The 18,469-nt window shown below is 62.5% G+C and carries 17 protein-coding genes and 1 tRNA gene; 9 read left to right on the forward strand and 9 right to left on the reverse strand.

The genetic code is table 11. The features are described 5' to 3' along the window. Positions 1-351 precede the first annotated feature (351 nt). Positions 352-428 (reverse strand) — tRNA-Arg (locus BM400_RS17965). A 73-nt stretch (positions 429-501) separates the two neighbouring features. On the opposite strand from BM400_RS17965, the gene ispG reads away from it, so the two are divergent. Then, the gene (gene ispG / locus BM400_RS17970) at positions 502-1,785 is read left to right on the forward strand and encodes a flavodoxin-dependent (E)-4-hydroxy-3-methylbut-2-enyl-diphosphate synthase (protein WP_175529133.1); all 1,284 of its coding nucleotides are present in this window, start codon (positions 502-504) and stop codon (positions 1,783-1,785) included. A 126-nt stretch (positions 1,786-1,911) separates the two neighbouring features. On the opposite strand, the gene BM400_RS17975 is transcribed toward ispG, so the two are convergent. The 3 genes from BM400_RS17975 to BM400_RS17985 are packed head-to-tail and all read right to left on the reverse strand — an operon-like array spanning position 1,912 to position 3,085. Then, positions 1,912-2,307 carry a ribosomal maturation YjgA family protein gene (locus BM400_RS17975; protein WP_281245522.1) on the reverse strand — a complete coding sequence of 132 codons (396 nt, stop codon included), beginning with the start codon at positions 2,305-2,307 and terminating at the stop codon, positions 1,912-1,914. Continuing rightward, positions 2,295-2,894: a DUF4126 domain-containing protein gene (locus BM400_RS17980; protein WP_245782009.1), complete on the reverse strand. Its 600-nt coding sequence runs from the start codon at positions 2,892-2,894 to the stop codon at positions 2,295-2,297. The genes BM400_RS17975 and BM400_RS17980 overlap by 13 nt, the downstream gene beginning before the upstream one ends. Then, positions 2,891-3,085: a DUF3565 domain-containing protein gene (locus BM400_RS17985; protein WP_089843847.1), complete on the reverse strand. Its 195-nt coding sequence runs from the start codon at positions 3,083-3,085 to the stop codon at positions 2,891-2,893. Before BM400_RS17985 ends, BM400_RS17980 begins: the two co-directional genes overlap by 4 nt. Positions 3,086-3,115: 30 nt before the next feature. Here BM400_RS17985 and larE point away from each other — a divergent pair, with 30 nt between their 5' ends. Next, positions 3,116-3,991, forward strand: a complete 876-nt coding sequence (gene larE / locus BM400_RS17990) for an ATP-dependent sacrificial sulfur transferase LarE (RefSeq protein WP_089842231.1) — start codon at positions 3,116-3,118, stop codon at positions 3,989-3,991. Positions 3,992-4,031: 40 nt separating this feature from the next. On the opposite strand, the gene BM400_RS17995 is transcribed toward larE, so the two are convergent. Next, positions 4,032-5,069: a tetratricopeptide repeat protein gene (locus tag BM400_RS17995; RefSeq protein ID WP_141224002.1), complete on the reverse strand. Its 1,038-nt coding sequence runs from the start codon at positions 5,067-5,069 to the stop codon at positions 4,032-4,034. 126 nt (positions 5,070-5,195) lie between these two features. Between BM400_RS17995 and BM400_RS18000 the strand changes: the two genes are divergently transcribed. From BM400_RS18000 to larB, 4 genes are all read left to right on the forward strand, one after another. After that, complete coding sequence (locus BM400_RS18000) at positions 5,196-6,143, forward strand: GGDEF domain-containing protein (RefSeq protein ID WP_089842237.1); 948 nt, start codon at positions 5,196-5,198, stop codon at positions 6,141-6,143. Positions 6,144-6,157: 14 nt separating this feature from the next. Further along, entirely contained in the window at positions 6,158-6,352 is a 195-nt protein-coding gene (locus BM400_RS18005) for a hypothetical protein (RefSeq protein WP_089842240.1), read from the forward strand. 235 nt (positions 6,353-6,587) lie between these two features. Further along, a complete protein-coding gene (gene larC / locus BM400_RS18010; RefSeq protein WP_089842242.1) occupies positions 6,588-7,832 on the forward strand; it encodes a nickel pincer cofactor biosynthesis protein LarC in 1,245 nt (414 codons plus the stop codon). After that, positions 7,829-8,590 carry a nickel pincer cofactor biosynthesis protein LarB gene (gene larB, locus BM400_RS18015; RefSeq protein ID WP_089842245.1) on the forward strand — a complete coding sequence of 254 codons (762 nt, stop codon included), beginning with the start codon at positions 7,829-7,831 and terminating at the stop codon, positions 8,588-8,590. Before larC ends, larB begins: the two co-directional genes overlap by 4 nt. Here larB and BM400_RS18020 read toward each other — a convergent pair. Next, the gene (locus tag BM400_RS18020; protein ID WP_245782010.1) at positions 8,545-8,943 is read right to left on the reverse strand and encodes a hypothetical protein; all 399 of its coding nucleotides are present in this window, start codon (positions 8,941-8,943) and stop codon (positions 8,545-8,547) included. The two genes, larB and BM400_RS18020, sit on opposite strands and share 46 nt — an antisense overlap. Before the next feature lie 230 nt (positions 8,944-9,173). On the opposite strand from BM400_RS18020, the gene BM400_RS18025 reads away from it, so the two are divergent. Beyond that, positions 9,174-10,178, forward strand: a complete 1,005-nt coding sequence (locus BM400_RS18025; protein WP_089842247.1) for an aldo/keto reductase — start codon at positions 9,174-9,176, stop codon at positions 10,176-10,178. Between the two features lie 171 nt (positions 10,179-10,349). Here the strand turns inward: BM400_RS18025 and BM400_RS18030 are convergent, their stop codons facing one another. From BM400_RS18030 to BM400_RS18040, 3 genes are all read right to left on the reverse strand, one after another. Then, a complete protein-coding gene (locus BM400_RS18030) occupies positions 10,350-12,575 on the reverse strand; it encodes a TonB-dependent receptor (RefSeq protein WP_217644131.1) in 2,226 nt (741 codons plus the stop codon). 318 nt (positions 12,576-12,893) lie between these two features. Beyond that, positions 12,894-14,591 (reverse strand): S1 RNA-binding domain-containing protein, encoded by a 1,698-nt coding sequence (locus tag BM400_RS18035; protein ID WP_089843850.1) that lies wholly within the window; start codon positions 14,589-14,591, stop codon positions 12,894-12,896. Positions 14,592-14,635: 44 nt separating this feature from the next. Continuing rightward, positions 14,636-15,736 carry an alpha/beta hydrolase gene (locus BM400_RS18040; protein WP_089842252.1) on the reverse strand — a complete coding sequence of 367 codons (1,101 nt, stop codon included), beginning with the start codon at positions 15,734-15,736 and terminating at the stop codon, positions 14,636-14,638. A 91-nt stretch (positions 15,737-15,827) separates the two neighbouring features. Between BM400_RS18040 and BM400_RS18045 the strand changes: the two genes are divergently transcribed. Together BM400_RS18045 and BM400_RS18050 are read left to right on the forward strand one after the other, a co-directional pair. Continuing rightward, positions 15,828-17,105 (forward strand): nickel-dependent putative hexonate epimerase, encoded by a 1,278-nt coding sequence (locus BM400_RS18045; RefSeq protein ID WP_089842255.1) that lies wholly within the window; start codon positions 15,828-15,830, stop codon positions 17,103-17,105. 87 nt (positions 17,106-17,192) lie between these two features. Next, positions 17,193-18,455, forward strand: a complete 1,263-nt coding sequence (locus tag BM400_RS18050) for a tagaturonate epimerase family protein (RefSeq protein WP_089842258.1) — start codon at positions 17,193-17,195, stop codon at positions 18,453-18,455. Positions 18,456-18,469 lie beyond the last annotated feature (14 nt).

Here is an 18,469-nt window from a genome sequence, read left to right on the forward strand (position 1 = left end):
TATATGCCGTCGATTCCCCGCCACCCTCATGGGTGGCGGGGAATCGAGAACACCTCAGATTCAAACAACTGCGTGATCGGTCCCATCCCCACAGGCACCCGTGTCTTCACCATAGCGGCGGACTGAGCAACCTCAACGCAGGCGGTAAGACCCAAAGAACAGGACTTCGATCTCCTCTCCGCAGCAGTATCTTAGCGGACAAAGGCGCGTCCCCCAAAGCAACGGCGATTCGGGGCGAGTACGGGGAAGGTCCCAAAAAGGACAGGAATACACTTGGATGGCGATCACACCTGAAGATCAAGTCTCGCCCCCACGGGTGAGTCTGCCAGGATAACCCATCAAGCTGGTTTATGGTGGCCCGGGCAGGAGTCCAACCTGCGACCTTCGCGTTAGGAGTGCGCTGCTCTATGCAACTGAGCTACCGGGCCAGAAAACTTAGTGTACCGTGACCGCGCGACCTTCGCACTACCCCCGGTGGTAAACTTGCACTCAGAGAATCTTATGCCAGACATCCATCGTCGCCAGTCCGTCACAGTCAATATTGGAGGCGTCCGCGTCGGCTCCTCTGCTCCCGTCGTCGTCCAGTCCATGACCAACACCGACACGGCAGACGTCGAGTCCACCGTCCAGCAGATCGCGGCCCTCGCCCGCGCCGGCTCCGAGATGGTCCGCATCACCGTCAACAACGACGACGCAGCCAAGGCCGTGCCCTATATCCGCGACGGCATCGCCGCCAAAGGCTGGACCACGCCCATCATCGGCGACTTCCACTACAACGGCCACCAGCTCCTCACCAAGTACCCCGATTGCGCCGAAGCCCTCGCGAAGTACCGCATCAACCCCGGCAACTGCTCCATCGGCCGCAAGGACGACGACAACTTCCGCACCATGGTCGAAGTCGCCGTCAAGCACCAGAAGCCCGTCCGCATCGGCGTCAACTGGGGTTCGCTCGATCAGGCTCTCCTCACGAAGATGATGGACGAGAACTCCAAACTCTCTGACCCGCTCCCCGCCCGCGACGTCATGATGGAGGCGATGGTCGTCTCCGCCGTCGACAACGCCGCCGCCGCCGAGCGCTACGGCCTCCGCCGCGACCAGATCATCCTCTCCGCCAAAGTCTCCGGCGTCCGAGACCTCGTCGATGTCTACACCGAGCTCGCCCGCCGCTGCGACAACGCGCTGCACCTTGGCCTCACCGAAGCCGGCATGGGCATGAAAGGCGTCGTTGCCTCCACCGCCGGTCTCGCCCCGCTCCTGCTCGCCGGCATCGGCGACACCATCCGCGTCTCACTCACCCCCACCCCCGGCGGCGATCGCTCCGAGGAAGTCCGCTGCGGCCAGCAGATCCTCCAGTCACTCGGCATCCGCTCCTTCATGCCCCAGGTCACAAGCTGCCCCGGCTGCGGACGCACCACCAGCACCTACTTCCAGAAGCTCGCCGAAGATGTCCAGGGCTACCTCGTCGAGTCCATGCCCGAGTGGAAGAAGATCTACCCCGGCGTCGAAGAGCTCAAGCTCGCCGTCATGGGCTGCATCGTCAACGGCCCCGGCGAGAGCAAACACGCCAACATCGGCATCTCGCTCCCCGGCACCTTCGAGGATCCCAAAGCTCCTGTCTATATAGACGGCAAGCTCCACACCACCCTCAAGGGAGACCACATCGTCGAGGAGTTCCAGGTCATCCTCGACCAGTACGTCCAGAACCGCTACGGCAACGGCACCCACGTCATCAACACCGCCAAGCCCGAAACCGTAGAGCCCCCAGTCTTCGCCGTACTGCCCTAACCGGCATTGGAATATCTGGACGGTTGCCCCATCCTTTGACAGTTTTCATCGTCAAAGGGTGGGGTTTGAAGTTTCATCGCTCCCCACAAATGCTCTTGGTGCGGCATCCGTCAGGGGTATCGTGCGTCACCGAGACCGTCTTCCTTCCAGCCACCCATCCAACCCCACCACTACCCAAATTCCCACCAGATACGCCAAAATATCCCACCAGGCAAAGTACCTCCCCAACAGCAACTTCCCCGCCGTCGTAAGCCGAAAGGCATCCATCCCCGGCGACCGGTAGAGCTTCCCAAACTCCACCGCCACGGCAACGGCGCTTGCAATCCCCCCAACGGTCACAGGCTGCCACTCCGGACACACGACGCACAGCAGCCAATAGATCATCACCGCCCAAAGCCCCGACCCACCGTACTTCGCGACGCCCCACGGAAGCCCCAGCGGCCCCATCCTCACCGCCAGCCCCGCGGCCATCGTCAACGAAGCCCACCCCAGACAAACCACCCGCCGCCTCATCGAGCCCATATCCGCCGCCACCCAGCCCGTACCCGCCGAACCCCCCACCATCCCGCCGCACCCGCCCCGACGATCAAACCCACCACCACCCCACTCCCCACCCACGGATGATGCAGCGCCACCCACGACAGCCCAATCGCGACCCCATCCTCAGCCGTACTCAGCGCAATATTCGAAACCGGCTCCGGGCTCGGAGTCACCACCACCCGCGCCATCGTCTTCGAGCCATGCGCCACCGCCGCGATCCCCGCCCCCACCAGGGTCACCACCAGATGCATCCCCGGCGAAAGATGCTCACCCGCCGCATACGCCAGCGCCCCCGCCACCGGAATCCGCACGAACGTGTGCAGCGCATTCCAAACCAGATCGACCCCGGGAATCTTGTCCGCCACAAACTCCCCCGCGAACAAAACCCCGCTCGCTCCCATCACCCACCCATTCGCCACACCCTCCAGACCCGTCGGCAGCACCACCCAGTGCATCCGCGCCATCACCCCCAGCGCAAACACAGTGGCATACACATTCAGCCCCGCGGCAAACCCCAGCGCGACCACCAAGGCCGTCAGCGTCCCGGGCGAAAGATCCAGACCCATCATCCCGCCTCCCCGGCGCAGACCACACACTCCATCCCCCGCCCCACCCAACTCATCCGTCCCGCCTCGGTCAACACCCACTCCCTTACCGTCCACGGCGGATCGTGCCTCACATGCCGCTCATGCCCACACTCCATCACCACCACCCACTCCCCCGCCACATCCTGCCGAAATCCAACCACACGCCGATCCATCGCAAAACCCCCTACAATCATCTACAGCTTATGCGTCTTGACGAAGCCCTGGAACAAAAGTCGGCACATCTCCACCAGATCCTCACGGACCTTGGCTCCGTACTGGTCGCCTACTCCGGCGGCACCGACTCCGCCTTCCTCGCCTACGCGGCTTACCAGGCCCTCGGCGACAAGATGCTGGCCGTCATCGCAGACTCCCCCTCCCTCCCGCGCGCGGAGTTGTCAGCCGCCCTCGCCTTCACCGCCCAGCACGGCATCCCCACCAAGGTCCTCCTGACGGATGAACTCGATCGCGAAGACTACGTCCGCAACGACTCCCAGCGCTGCTTCCATTGCAAAGACACCCTCTTCGCCGCCATGGAGGTTAATCGTCAACAACTTGGCTTCCAACACCTCGCCTATGGCATGAACCTCGACGACCGCGGCGAGTTCCGCCCCGGCCAGAAGGCCGCCGCGCTCTACGCCGCCGCCGCCCCTCTGGTCACCGCTGCCCTCACGAAACCGGAAATCCGAGCCCTCGCCCGCGAAGCAGGTCTGACCCTGGCCGACAAACCAGCCTCCGCCTGCCTCTCCTCCCGCATCGAGTACGGCCGCCCCGTCACCCGCGAAAACCTGCTCCAGGTCGAGCAGGCCGAAGCCGCCCTCCACGCCCTGGGCTTCTGGCAGGTCCGCGTCCGCCACCATGGAGACCTCGCCCGCATCGAGATCGCCCGCCCCGATCTACCCCGCGCCCTGACCCTCGAGGTTCTAGATCAGATCACCGCCGCCCTCAAGCCCCTCGGCTTCACCTACGTCACCCTAGACACGCAGGGCTACCGCTCCGGCTCCATGAACGACGCTCTCACCCAAATCTCCCTTCCCGACCATCGGGAGGGCCACGCGAAGCAGTCACACGTCACGAAGTGACCGCCACCCGCGCAGCGGGCCCGTCCGGCAGGACACGCCTCTATCTCTTCCGCAGCTCCATCGGCGTAGAGAACCCCTGCACAAACGTCCAGAACGCCGCATCCTTCTTCAACTTCTGGAACGAGGAGTCCCTCGCCGGGTCCGGCATCTTCTCTCCCGGCAGCACATTCGCCTTACGATCGAACGCCTGCTGCAGATGCGCCCTCGCATCCGCCGCATGACCCTGCTCCGCATCCGCGCAGGCCAGGTTGTAGTAGTTCAGCGGATACTCCGGATCGAGCTGGATCGCCTGCGTCGCCAGCTCTCGGCTCTTCTTGAACTGCTCCGTCATCCCGTACGACATGACCAACTGGTCCGTGAGCACCCGCCGCTGCATCACCTGTCGCGCATCCATCCCCTCCACAGGAACGGAATCCAGCGCCGCCCGGTAATAAAACGCAGCCGCTCCCGGCTTTTGCAAAGCCCGAAACAAGATCTCCGCCTGCTGAAAGTAGTCCATCGTCGTCGGCTGGTACCCCGCATCAAACGCGAACCGATCCAGCTCTGCCTCCATCATCGCCTGGTCCCCAGGCTCATACGACACCTTCGAGACATGCACCTCAAAGCAGGTCGAGGCGTCCCCGAAGAACCCGAACAGATTCTGCTGCTCCATCTTCATCTCGCCGTATCCGCTCAACAGGTAAGAGTGCGTCGCCAGCACCTTGCCCGATTTCGTCGTGTACGTGCCAGCCCGGCTATTCTTGACGGCGGCGATCTCCCCCAGCCGCGTGAGGATCGGTCCCACCACGGCCTTCCGGCACGACTCCGAATCATGCTTCCCCGTATCGTTCACAAACATCAGGTACGAGAGGCTCATCTTCTGTTCCTGGTTCGCCAGCTCCAGGACTGGGCGGGTTCCCTCGTCAAGCAGGCCTAAACCACGGATCTTCCATGCTGGGTCGCTTCGGTAGACCACGCGCCCTGTCCCCGCCGGCTGCACCAGACTGATCGGTTGGGAAGATTGCCCCGTTGCAACCCCGGCTCCGGCCAGCGACAAAATCAAAATCCGAACGACGCGCAGACCGACCATACTCTTCATCTCCATTGACCCACCAGGGAAGTTCCGCCAGCATAGCATTCGCGTCTGGCCCCATTGCTCTCTCGCCTGGGTCTGAGCGCCGCGCGACAGACACCGTTCCATGTCCGGACTATAATTCAGGCCACCATGGACGATCTACGAGCAGAGATCTTACGCGGAACGCCCCTTCCGGAAGAGTGGAACTGGAGCCGGCAGATCATCGAGTCTGTCGTCACCGGCATCACTGTCTCCGACCTCAGCCTTCCCGACTCGCCACTCGTCTACGTGAACCCCGCCTTCGAGCGGATGACAGGCTACACCAGCCGGGAGGTCCTCGGCCGAAACTGCCGGTTTCTCCAGGGTACCGACCGGAACCAACCCGGCCTCGTCCATCTCCGCAACGCCGTCCGCGAAGGAACCCCCATCACCACCGTCCTGCGGAACTATCGCAAAGACGGCACGCCCTTCTGGAACGAGCTCTACCTCTCTCCCATACGAGACCTCACGGGATGCGTCACCCACTTCGTGGGCATCCAGAATGACGTCACCCGCCGCGTCGAACTTGAGGGGAAGCTCGCCTACATGTCACAACATGACATCCTCACGGGCCTCCCGAACCGTGCCGTCCTTATGGAAAAGATCGACCAGGCCATCCAGAAGGCCGAAGGCAACCGCCGGCTGGTCGGCGTGCTCTTCCTTGATCTCGACAACTTCAAGACGGTCAACGACATGTTCGGCCACGACGCCGGAGATGGACTCCTCCGCATTATCGCCGAAAGGCTCCGCATCCGGATGCGCGGCACCGAGACTGCAGCTCGCCTCAGTGGAGATGAGTTCGTCGTCGTCCTCGAAAATCTCCGCGACGAATTCGAGGCCAAGGCCATTCTCGAACGCCTCAGCCAGGACATTCACCGGCCGCTCCAGCTTCAGGGCCAGGATTTTCTTCCCTCCTGCAGCATCGGCGTCGCCCTTTACCCAAGAGACGGAAAAACCGCAGAAGAACTTTTAAAATCAGCAGATATGAGCATGTACCTCAACAAACACATTCACCACCAGAAGGCTCCCGGCCCAAGCCGCCTCTCGCGCAGTTCCTAGCGGTATTTCTCCCTATGGACACCCGCCGCAAGTTTGTCTACGCCATCAGCGACGAGTTGTCCGCTCTCGAGCCCATCTTCTACCGGCCTGAACTCGGGACCACCAGCGCCACCTTCGAGCGCATGACCCATCCCAAATCGGACTTCTCGTTTACACTCAGCGGCGTCTGGCAGAATCGCCTGGACGCCGATGTCTGGGCATTCATTTAGGCGGGAGCTACCTAGGAAGGCTGATCCCACCCCTCACGAAACCCTCAGCGATACTGATACCCTCGAACCATGCTTGGCGCGACAGCAAAGCCCTCTTGCTTGAAAGCTTCCGCCGTGCCGATCCAACCGGCCTCAACACCTCCGAAAATCACGAACAGAATCAAAATCAATGAAAACCTTTTTAATCATTGACTTACGCAAACACCATCAACAAAAACCTTAGAGATTTAACCCCATGCGCATCGCCTATCTAGACTGCTTCGCCGGTATCTCCGGCGATATGTTCCTCGGAGCTCTCCTCGAAGCCGGCGTCCCGGCGCAGATCTTTCACGATGCTACGGCAGCCATGAATCTAGGGGCATCCCTGAAGATCGAAACCGTCAACAGAAGCGGCATCTCCTCCACCAAGGTGCACGTCCTGGCAGGCGAAAGCCTCGCCGAATCCCACGCCCATCCCCACATTCCACAAGCGGAGGGTATATCTCCAGAGCTTATCCACAGCCGGATGCACAATCCGAGCCGACCCCTTTCAGAAATCAAGAAGATGATTGATGAGAGCAACTTAGACTATGACATTAAAAGCACTACATCGATTATTTTCACCCTCCTCGCGAATTCGGAGGCCAAAATCCACAATGCACCCGTCGAGGAGATTCATTTCCATGAGGTGGGCGCAGTTGACGCCATCGTCGACATCGTCTGCGCCGCCGCCGGCATCCATCATCTCGGTATCGACGCCTGGTACGCCTCCCCCATCAACGTAGGCGGCGGCATGGTCGACTGCGCCCACGGACGCTTCCCCGTCCCCGCCCCGGCCACCGCCGACCTCCTCCGCGGCATGCCTACCTACTCCGCGCACATCCAGAAGGAGCTCGTCACTCCCACCGGCGCCGCCATCCTCAAAGCCCTCTCCCCCAGCTTCGGCCCCCAGCCCCCCATGCGGGTCGCGACGATCGGCTACGGTGCCGGCACACGCAATCCCGAGTCCTTCCCCAACGTCCTCCGCCTGTCCGTCGGGACATCCGACTCCCTTCCCGGACCGGACACCGTCACCGTCCTCGAAACCGCCATCGACGACCTCTCCCCCGAGATCCTCGCCCACGTCACCGAGTTGGCCCTCGCCCAGGGCGCACTCGACGTCATGACGACCCCCGTCCACATGAAGAAGAACCGCCTTGGCACCCTCATCACCCTCCTCGCCGCCCCGGCCGACGCCCCGGCCCTTGAGCGCCTCCTGCTCACCGAGACCAGCACGCTGGGCATCCGCATCCGACAGGACCGCCGCGTGACCCTCGACCGCACTCACAAGACGGTCCAAACCCCCTACGGTGCGATCCGCATTAAAATCGGATCTCAGGCCGGCGAAGAACGCAACGCCGCCCCCGAATTCGAAGACTGCCGCGCCGCCTCCAGCCAGTACGGCGTCCCCCTCAAGATCATCTTCCAGGCCGCGATCGCCGCCTACCAGAACAGCAAATGACCCCGAAGACACTCCTCGAACTCCTCGCCGAAGTCCAACGCGGTGCCCTCACCCCCGAGGACGCCTCCGCACGTCTCGCCAATCTTCCCTTCGAAGACATCGGCCACACCCGCATCGACCACCACCGCGCCCTCCGCAACGGCCTGCCCGAGGTCATCTACGCCGCCGGCAAGACGCCCCAGCAGGTCGCCGAGATCTTCACCCGCATGGCTGCCACCGGCGTCGACGTTCTCGCCACCCGAGTCTCCGAGGCCGTCGCCGAAGCCGTCCTTCCCTCGCACCCGTCCGCCACGTACCACCGTGAGGCCCGCATCCTCAGCCTCCGACAGTCCCCCGCCCCCGCCCCGGTCGGACACATCGCCGTCCTCTGCGCCGGCACCAGCGACGTCTCCGTCGCCGAGGAGGCCACCCTCACCGCCGAGGCCTTCAACGTCCGCGTCACCCGTCTCTACGACGTCGGCGTAGCCGGCCTCCACCGCCTCCTCGCCGTCCGCGACCAGCTCCTCGAGGCCCAGGCGGTTATCGTCTGCGCCGGCATGGAGGGAGCCCTCCCCTCGGTCGTCGGCGGCCTGGTCCGCGTCCCCGTCCTCGCCGTGCCCACCTCCGTCGGCTATGGAGCCTCCTTCGCCGGAGCCGCAGCTCTCCTCGGCATGCTCAACTCCTGCTCGCCCAACGTCTCCGTCGTCAACATCGATAACGGCTTCGGCGCCGCCTACAACGCAACCCTCATCGCCCGGGCCTCCAGCCGATCCACGTAGCGCAGGCAAAGCAGCAGCGGGATGCACCCAAACACCCCAAAGCTGCAGTCGATCATCCGCCAGTACACCGGGATCCCCCGCGCCGCCCCCGCAATCAGCGCCAGCGGCACCACCCCCGCGCACCCGATCAAACCAAACTGAAATACCCACTTGTTCCGCACCGGGTCGATCAGCGGCCCGATAAACGCCGCCGCGATCACAAGATGCGCGAACGCCAGCCAGTCCGTCCCGTATGCCAGAAACGGATACGCTCCCGCCGTCGTCTCCAGTCCCCCCTCACCCGCAGCAGCCAACCAAACAGCCCCGGAGCCCATCCCGGCACCCCGGCCCAGACTGCACCTCGAACCAGCCAACCCACCTCATGCACCAGCGGAAACGCCGTCACCCCGCTGACCACCAGCCCAACGATAAACACCCAAAGCCAAACCCGCACCCTCCTCCGCAGTCTGCGTTCGTCGTCCACACCCACCTCCGGGATGCCCACAGACTACACCTGCGCTCCGATCCAAATCTTCGTCACCAAATGTTCCCGCCGTCAAATGGGTGCCCCTGCCCTCCCGCCTGACCCTGCATCCAACCCACCATGGAACGCAGAGATTTTCTCAAGACCGCCACCGCCGCCACGGTCGCCGCCGCCACCGGATCCTCCGCCTCAGCCTCCGCGCCGGTCACGCGCCCCGAGATCCCCGGCATGATCTACCGCAACCTCGGCACCACCGGCGAGCGCGTTTCCGCCATCGGTCTCGGCGGCTTCCATATCGGCAAGCAGCCCGACCCCGCCGACTCCATCCGCCTCATCCGCACCGCCATCGACCGCGGCATCACCTTCATGGACAATTGCTGGGACTACAACGACGGCATCAGTGAGGTCCGCATGGGCCAGGCTCTCCGCGACGGCTATCGCGCGAAGGTCTTCCTCATGACCAAGATCGACGGCCGCACCAAGGTCGAGTACAACAAGCAGCTTGAGCAGTCCATGGGCCGCCTCCAGACCGACGTCATCGACCTCGTCCAGTTCCACGAGATCATCCGCATGGAAGACCCCGACCGCATCTTCGCCGAGGACGGAGCCATCCACGCCGCCCTCGAGGCCCGTCAGGCCGGCAAGATCCGCTACATCGGCTTCACCGGCCACAAGGATCCCGCCGTCCATCTCCGCATGCTCGAGATGGCCGTCAAGCACAACGTCCACTTCGACACCGTTCAGATGCCCATCAACGTCATGGACGCCCACTTCCGCTCCTTCACCCACGAGGTCATGCCGGTCGCTCTCAAGCAGGGTATCTGCGTCCTCGCCATGAAGACCTTCGGCGACAACTTCATTCTCAAGAGCAATACCGTCCAGCCCATCGAGGCCCTCCACTACGGCCTCTCGCTCCCCGTCTCGGTCGTTATCACTGGCATCGACAAGCCCGAGATCCTCGACCAGGCCCTCGAAGCTGCCCGCACCTTCAAGCCTCTCTCCTCCACCCAGGTCGCCAACCTGCTCGCACGCACCAAAGATGCTGCCAGCGAGGGCAAGTTCGAGCTCTTCAAGACAACGCCGCACTTCGACGGCACCGCCGCCAACCCCAAATGGCTCGGCTAGAGCCTTGGGCCCACGGCATAAAACTCTGAAGCCACTTCTACTCTTCTTCCAGGTGACCCAAGGCTTTAGCCTTGAGTTTCACAGAACGGCAAGCAATCGGACTTTTCCCTTGGAGTATGCCTTCCTATCGCCGCCCGCTCGCCAAATGGATCCTTCGGACCCGAAGGAAACCTAACGCCCGCCCCAGTTCACCTTCACCCCACCCACCGCGACAATCCCGCTCCCCAGCGTCAGTTGTGGCGTCCGAGAAGCATCCGCCCTCTGGTTGAACAGATTCTGCACCGCCCCAAAGGCCACCAGGTTCTTCACGACTCGCCTCTCCCCGTACACATCAGCCTGAAAGAACCCACGCAGAATCAGCGTGTTGGCGCTGTCGTCAAAGATCGTCCCGCTCCGCCGCACCGCGAATGTAAAGCTTCCAAGCCGTCCGGTCGCCACCCGCAACTGAGCCGTCACAGCGTTCTGCGGAACCTCCGGCAGTTTGTTGCCCACCAGCGCCGGCTGCGCGGAGAACTTCGTCACCACCGCGTCCGCAAACTGGTATCCCACCGTTCCCGTGACCCCGCGCATCACCCGAACCATGCCACGCAACTCGACACCCTGGCTTCGCAACTGCCCTAGATTCTGCCGTTTATACGTGTTTCCTGAAACCAGTACAGCCGAAACCGGACGATTGATCTCGGTCCAGAAATAGGTCGCACTTCCGCTGAACCGGTCCCCCTCCGAGCCCACATTCGCACCCGCCTCCCATCCCGTGGCGCGCTCCGACAAGAGCCCCGTGTTGGGCTGCGTCACCTGCTGCCCTACCTGACCAGTCCGATAAAGCTCATTCATCGTCGGTGCTCGAAACGCTCTGAACCCAGCCGCCTTCAGCGAGACCAGACGATTCAACCGCCGCACCACCCCTACCCGCGGATTCGCCACCACCTCTGCCCGGTCCGTCAGCGGAGTTCCCACCCCGTTCACCTTCTGCACCGTATCCAGGTTGGCCGCATGGTCCACGCGCACCGAAGCCGCTCCCGACCATCCGCCATGCCCATACAGCAGCTCGCCAAACCCGCCCACAAACCTCTGCCGCGCCGTCGTGTCCTGGATCGATGTGACCTTGCCCGCCGTAATCGGCGTCTCGACATCCTTCGCCCGAATATCCCGCACGTCCGCCCCGCCCACCACCGCGAACGGACCAAAATGCGCCGCCGCGTCGGTTGAAAGCCCCATCTCCTGCACCCGCACGCGTTGCTGCCGCGTCAGCGACTCGGTCAACCGGCTCGCTGGAATCGACGAAAAGCTCTGCCGATATCCCTGCTCACTGCCAAACGCCCGAAAACGTCCGCTCACCGTATCGTTCAGAGCCCAGTCGTCCCCGCCGACGTAGCGCCAGAGTCGCGTCGCATTGTTCGTCAAAACCGTCCCATTCCCGCGAGCTTCATTCAGACCGTTTCCCATCAGGAAAGCCCGCCCGTCGGGACCGATCCGCCGGTCGACCTCCACATGCCCGTTCTGGAAGTGCGAGTTCGCCGGAACATCCACCGGCCCGGCAATTGCCGGATCGGTCGGCGTATACCCTGCCGTCCTGAAGCCCTCCCCCGCCACCGTCCCCAGCCACAGCTTCCCTCCCCGATCCAGCCGACCGCTCACATCCGAGGTAGCCTGCCCTCCACCGCTGGCCCAAAAATCCCCCAGCGACTCCGTCGGCCGGGCCGCCACAAGATCGATCACGCCCCCCAGCGCGCTCGATCCGTACAGATCCGAACCGCCACCCGTCGCGATGGTCACCGCCGAGATCGCCTGCGGGGCCGTCTCGTCCCAGTGAATCCACCCACCGAACGGATCGTTCACCGGCACCCCATCCTCCAATACCAGCGTCCGCGAAACAGCCGTCGAGCCCAGCCCGCGCAGCGAGATTCCCTCGCTCGTTGGGTTCGCCACCCGCGAACCCGCCCTCCGGTAAAGCTCAAACCCAGCGTGCTGCCGCAGACTCTCATCGAGCGTCAACGCCGGAAACGACCGTAGCTCCGGCCCGCTCACCACGTCGATCGTCTCGGCATGTTCGCCAACTACCCCCGCCGATCGCGTTGCCGCTACGGTCACCGCCTCCGCCACACCGGCTGTCCGCAGCACCAGCCGCATCGTATCGCCCGAGACAACCACCGCACCCGAGTCCATCCCCGGCTCAAACGCCCGAATCCGTCCACCCGCTGCCACCGACACGGTCGCCATCCCGGCTCCATTGGTAGAAACCGGAGGTCCCCCCGCCACCACCGAAGCCCCCGCCACCGGCAGCCCTGCCGCATCCACAACCGTCACCGATACGTGCCTGTCCTGCCCAAGAGCCATCCCGCTCACGGCGAGCATCACACCAAGTCGAAGCGATCCAAAAATCAAAGGTCTCCGCATCTTTAGAGTCTAAGCGCTCTGCACGGTGATTGCGTCTTCGTCCGCCCCTTCGGGGTCTCCGCCAGGAGCCACTCAAAATCGAGCAAAAAACGTGTCAAGCCCCGAAATGCTTCAACCCATTCATTCCAAGCATCTTCCGCATGACCGATGAGTTTCACGCCACGCTTTACAATAAAAGCAGATGCAGAAAAGCCCGGCCAAACGCCGGGCTTTCTGATTGAGCTTCGAGGTAAAGGCAGAATCCAAGTCCAGACCTAAGTTCTTTTGATCGAAGACTTTGAGACGTTTCGGGGGGAGGGGACCCTACCCCGGAAGCAGCTACGAGGCCACCGCCTCCAGATCGATCGACTTCTTCTCCTTGTCGAGCCCGGTCAGCCGGAAGCTCCTCATCTGCCCAGCCTGCGGAGCGTCCGACTTCTTCGTCTTCGAAGGAGCCGAGCCCTTCCACTGCGCCGACAGCATCGTCGTCAGCGCCGAAAGATCGAGCGATTGCGTCACCGTGGGCTGAATCTCTTCGACCGCCGCCGCGGCCATCGCGCACTTCACGCGGATGCCTTCGCCAAGCTCCACCAGAGCCACGCCGTCCTTGATCTCGACGATGCGGCCGGAGACGACATCGCCCACCGCATGCTCGTCGACGAACTCATCGAGTCCGGTCGGGATCAGCTGCTTCATGCTCAGCTTCATCTGCCTCCGCTCGCGGTCGATCTCGAGCACCTTGGCCTTCACCACCTGTCCAACGCGCAGAGCGTCAGAGGGATGATTCAGCCGCTTGTCCGCGACGATCTCGGAGATGTGAATCATCCCCTCCACACCCTCCTCCACCGTCACAAAAGCACCGAAGGTCGTAAAACTCGAAACCTTGCCCTCGATCGTCGAACCCGCCGGAAACTTCGCGGCAACCTCTTCCCACGGATCGCCCAGAGCCTGCTTCAGCCCAAGCGCCATCCGCTTCTCCGGAACCGAGATCCCGAGCACGATCACCGAGACCGAATCGCCGGCCTTCAGCACATCGCTGGCCTTGCGCACCTTCTTGGCCCAGCTCATCTCCGACACGTGAACCATGCCCTCGACACCAGGCTCCACTTCAACGAACCCGCCAAAGTCGGTCGCACGCGTCACAGTTCCCTGCAGACGATCGCCAACCTTCAGGCGGTCCTCAATCCCATCCCAGGGATGCGGCAGAAGCTGCTTCATCCCCAGCCCGATCCGCTTCGAAGCCGCATCGACCTTCAGCACCTTCACCTGGATCTGATCGCCAACCGTCAGCACATCCGACGGATTCGCGACCCGCTGCCAGGAGATGTCCGAGATGTGCAGCAGTCCATCGACGCCGCCCAGTTCCACGAACGCTCCATAATCCGCAAGGCTGCGCACGGTCCCTGTGACCACATCGCCCTCATTCACCTCGCCGAAGCGGCGCTCCTTCGTGCTCTTCTCTTCGGCCTCGAGAACGGAGCGGCGGTCGACGACCACATCCTCGTCCGCCTCATCCACCTTGGTCAGCTTGACCACAACCTGCGTCCCGACCAGCTTCTCCATCTCCGCCGCATCGCGAACGCCGGAGCGCGAGGCAGGCATAAACGCCCGCACGCCCACATCAACGGTCAACCCGCCCTTCACGACGCCCGTCACGGTGCCCGTAACCGGGGTGCCCTCTTCAAAGGCCTTGGTCAGCGACGACCAGTCCTTCGGCACTGCAACCCGCAGCAACGAGACGTCGTAGTAACCCTCTTCGTTGCGGCCCTTCGACGAGACCTGGAGCGTATCCCCCGGCTCCACTGTCTTTCCCGCCAGCGCTGCAACCGGCAGAACGCCTTCGGTCTTGTAGCCGATGTCGAGAAAAACAGACTCGTCAGTCACCTTCACAACGGTCGCGCGAATCTGCTTCCCGTCATCGCCCTCGCGGCGCTGATTGGCCTTCTCGAACTCTTTGTAGATGTCCCCGAACGACTCGTTCTCTTCCGTCGCGCCAACCGTTGCCGGCTCCAACTCTTCCATCTTTTCGTCACTCATCTTTAGTACAAACCTCGCGGTGCTGATTCCCGCGATCATACCAGTTAGGGCAGCTTTCCACCCTTCGGCTTTGGCCCGCCATGCACCCAGCCGACCAGTTCATCGAAGGCCCGGCCAATCTCATCGTTCGTAAACGCGCAGTGGCCAGCGTGGTCCACATACTGTTGCGTGAAGAGGTCCACGCTCCCTGTCTCGCTCACCCGCTCGGAGTATTCCGCCAGCGAGGTCGCCGGAATCAGCGTGTCGTACACCGTGTGGAGCGCGAGCATCGGCTTCGTCAACTTGCCCGTCGCGGTGTAGTTCCGGATCATCCACGCCCGCGCCTTGGGATCGGCCGTAAAGCGCTTCACCCCATCGTTCAGCCGGAAGTCCTCTTCCGGAGAACCCGTTCCCGTGTAGATCCAGTTGGCGTTGTCCACCGGATCGCCACCGCTCTTACGGCTAAAGTCCGAGATCTGGTAGATCACGTACTGCATCAGGTGGGCAACATCCTCGTCGCGATAGAGCGCCGTGAGCCTCTGCATGATCGCAGCCTTCGCCGGATCGGCCTTCAGGGCAGCCAGCAGCTTCGCCTTCAGCGCGTCCGACTCCACGAAGTTCACCGGCGCGGGAGCCAGATCGGGCAGGAGCCCCGGAAAGTAGTATTCGAACGCGGCTACCAGCGCGAAACGCCGTTGCGCCCACTCATTGGTCGGAAGCACAGCGCCGCACATGTTCAGGGCACCGTTGTAGGGCTCGGGATTCCGCTCGATGGTCATCATCGTCAGCGCCCCTCCCATCGACTGGCCCGAGACGTATGTCTCCTTCGGCAGACCATGATCCTTGACGAACTGCTTCCGCAGGGTTTCCGTCTCGGACAGGGCCTGCGGGATCGCCCAGCCCCACGTTGAGAAACCGCTCTGGATGACCGCATACCCGCGATCCAGAAATGGCAACGTCGCTCCGCCCGGCTTCTGGTAGAAGTGAAAGCGCGTCGGCCCAAGCGCATAGCCGTGATAGAAGACGACCAGTGAGTGGTTCCAGTTGGCCGGGATATCAATCCGGTACTCTGCCCCCGCGGCGACGCCCACCTCCGTCTTCACCGTTTGTGCGACAGCAGGAACACCAGCCAGAAGCAGACCGAACGCAGCGATACGCAGAAACACAACTCACCAACTCTCTCTCGCCGCGAAACACGGCCAACTTTGCACCCAACCTATCACACACCCTCCTGCCGGGCGGTAAGATGGTGGTTCTATGAGCCTCTTTTACAGCAACGGATCGGCAACCACGGAGATGTCCCCCGCAGAGGTGAAGGCGGGATTGTTCACGGCCCTCAAGCAGCTCGGCGAACGCAAGCGCGTCCTCGCTGTGCCCCCGGACTTCACCCGCATGCACTCGCAGAGCGGGGTCCTGACCGAGTATGCCTGGGAGTACTTTGGAGAAAAGCTGGTCGATGTACTTCCCGCCCTCGGCACGCACAAAGCCATGACCGACCATGAGATCTCCGCCATGTTCGGCAAGACGCCGCGCGATCTCTTCCGTGTCCACGACTGGCGCAACGACATCGTCACGCTGGGCGAAGTCCCGTCCGAGTTCATGCTCGAGGTCAGCGAGGGTAAGCTCGACTACACCTGGCCGGCGCAGGTCAATAAGCTGCTCCGCGACGGTGGTCACGACCTTATCCTCTCAATCGGCCAGGTCGTCCCCCACGAAGTCGTCGGCATGGCCAACGGCTCCAAGAACATCTTCGTCGGCACCGGCGGCGTGATGGGCATTCACCGCTCGCACTTCCTCGGTGCCGTCTACGGGATGGAGCGCATGATGGGCCGCGCGGACACTCCTGTGCGCCGCGTTCTGAACTATGCCAGCGACCACTTCACCGCGGGCCTTCCACAGATCGTCTATGTCCAGACCGTAGTCAACAAGAACGCCGAGGGCAAGCTGGTGATCCGCGGCATGTACATCGGCGACGACTCCGAGTGCTTCGAACTGGCCGCCAAGCTCAGCCTGGAGTGCAACTTCCTGATGATGGACCGCGAGATCAAGAAGGCCGTCGTTTTCCTCGATCCGCACGAGTTCCGCTCGACCTGGCTGGGCAACAAGAGCGTCTACCGCACGCGCATGGCGCTCGCCGACAACGCCGAGCTGATCGTGCTCGCCCCCGGAGTCCACGAGTTCGGCGAAGACTCCGCGATCGACGGTCTGATCCGTAAGTATGGATACTGCGGAACACCCGCGACGCTCCAGGCCGTCAAGGACGATCCAGAGCTGGCTGGAAACCTGAGCGCCGCCGCCCACCTCATCCACGGATCGAGCGAAGGCCGATTCACCATCCGCTACTGCCCTGGCCACCTGACCCGCGAGGAGATCGAAGGGGCACACTTTGAGTACGGCGACCTCGCCGAGTACTCCGCCAAGTACGACGTGAACACGCTGACCGACGGATGGAACATCGTGGACGGCGAAGAGATCTTCTATATCTCCAACCCAGGGCTCGGACTCTGGGCCTATCGGGGCCGCTTCAACGACTAATTTGCTGATTTTGGGGGTTGTGGGTATGCTTGGGCGTGGCTTTTAAGTGGTAGAACCACTCGCTACAGGGTGGAATTGGAGACAGTTATGAGTGATGGATTGCAGCTTCCCAAGTTCTCGATCGGTGTGGGAGATCGTTTTGCTCACCAGGCTAAGGCGCAGTTGGCCGCCTGTGTGATGGCGCTCAAGGCAGGTGTAGAGGTCGTACCGGTTTGGAATAAGTCCAACCGCGAACACATGATTATCGGCTCCGAGCCGAAGAACACCCGCATCGCCGCAGATGAGGCTGTGAAGGAGCTTGGCTGGACAAAGCCCTACTTTCTGGATGCGGACCATATCAATTTGAAGACGGTCGAGCGGTTCATGGAGCCCTGCGACTTCTTTACGCTGGACGTCGCCGACATGATCGGCAAGCCGGCCGATCCGGAAGAGGTGCTGGCATTCGTACACCGGCATCCGGAGCTGGTGGGTGAGGTTTCAATCCCTGGCGTTGAGACGCCTTTCCAAACGGACATCGAGTTCGTCAAGGGCGTTGCGAACAAGTTCCTCGCGGCTGTGCAGGACGCAGGCAAGATCTACGCGCATCTCCTTGAATTCAAAGGAGCGGGCCGTTTCGTTCCTGAGATTTCGATGGATGAGACGGACTATCCGCAGACGCCGGTTGAACTGCTGATTATCCTGGCTGCGATCGCCGATGAGAAGATTCCGATCCAGACCATTGCGCCGAAGTTCACTGGCCGCTTCAACAAGGGCGTCGACTACGTGGGCGATGTGGCGCAGTTCACCAAGGAGTTCGAGGAAGACCTCGCGGCCATCGCATTCGCGATCAAGCAGTACGGCCTTCCCGCGAACCTCAAGCTGAGCGTCCACTCGGGTTCGGATAAGTTCTCCATTTACAAGGCGATCCACGACGGCGCCAAGAAGTTCGGAGCGGGCGTTCATCTCAAGACGGCCGGTACGACGTGGCTCGAAGAGCTGATCGGTCTCGCCGAGGCGGGTGGATCAGGCCTCGAGATCGCCAAGGAGGTATATGCCGAGGCGTTCGCACATGCGGATGAGCTCTGCGCCCCTTACGCGACGGTCATCAACATCGATCCGGCTGCCCTGCCCACGCCCGAGACGGTCAACGGCTGGACGAGCGAGCAGTACACGTCGGCGCTCCGCCACGATCAGTCCAACCCGGCCTATAACCAGAGCTTCCGTCAGTTGCTGCATGTGGGCTTCAAGGTGGCGGCGAAGATGGGCGACAAGTACCTTTCGGCGCTTGAGGCCAATGAGGAGAGTGTCGCGCGCAATGTGACGACGAACCTCTTCGAACGGCACATCAAGCCCGTGTTCCTGGGGCTGTAGGTCTCTATTTCTCA

The organism is Granulicella pectinivorans, from assembly GCF_900114625.1.
In the GTDB taxonomy this organism is placed as follows: Bacteria; Acidobacteriota; Terriglobia; order Terriglobales; family Acidobacteriaceae; genus Edaphobacter; species Edaphobacter pectinivorans.